The organism is Stomatohabitans albus (genome assembly GCF_036336025.1).
Lineage (GTDB): Bacteria > Actinomycetota > Nitriliruptoria > Euzebyales > Euzebyaceae > Stomatohabitans > Stomatohabitans albus.
Genome location: NZ_JAYKKE010000010.1, coordinates 1 through 917, shown reverse-complemented (window position 1 = coordinate 917; position 917 = coordinate 1). Strand labels below are relative to the sequence as shown.

1 protein-coding gene is annotated in these 917 nt (G+C 56.6%); it reads right to left on the bottom strand.

The features are described from left to right. Nucleotides 1-917: cell wall-binding repeat-containing protein (locus VCU37_RS09310; RefSeq protein WP_336250374.1), on the bottom strand; the 917-nt coding region annotated here is incomplete at both ends.

The following is a 917-nucleotide window of genomic DNA, read 5'->3' as shown; positions in this document are numbered from 1 at the left end:
ACTTCGTTAACCGCTCAACTTGGGTATCCCCAATACGAGTTGGTCCACCATAGACATACCCCCGTTCAAGCGACGGCGTACCATTCAACCACCCCTTCACAGATTCAGGTGTCGATGCCGGCAACAACATCAACGGCCCATGCTTACGCGCAATATGCACCCCACCTGTCAACGCATCAGCAAAGGCTGCTGTTGTCGCAAACCCAACCGCCTTCGGCCTACCAAAGAACGTTCTTGCTACCGCAACACTCAGCGCTGCAGGGTCAGCCCCATCAACCACCCGTTTACCGGGCAAAGCCTTTCGTGCATTCCCCCCAACAGTGGTTACCGGAACTGAAATATCCTTCAAATAAGCTGCGGTTTCTGGTGCCATGGCAGCACCATTGGTCAACAACGTAACCCCATCAACCTCAGCAGCCGCCGGACCAGCCACCAAAGCCGACTGCCAATCAGCACCATCAGCCACCAACACCTGCTTAAGTTTGCCAAGACCGGCAAGCATTTTTGCCGCCTCAACAGCCGTGCCAGCACGGTTCACCCCAGCCACACGCTCCGTCTTCGAACCCAACTTAACCAGCGCAGCTTCAACCGAAGGCTCAATCGCAACCTCACCACCCAAAATGACCACACGGCCACCATTAGGCTGCAACCGCTTCACCTCATCCGCAACCACAGGATGCAACTGATCAGGCTGGGTCAACAACACCGGCGCCTTCAACGCATCAGCCAACGCAACCCCAGCCACACTGTCAGCAAACACATCAGCCCGCGCAACAATGACCGTTTCAGCCCCAACCTTAAAATCAGCCCTAGCCAACTCCACCGACGTCTCCACACGAGACGCCCCACTCAACCGCTCCAGCACAACATTGCCACTCGGACGAGTCTCATCACTCGGACTCGGCACTGGACCAGGC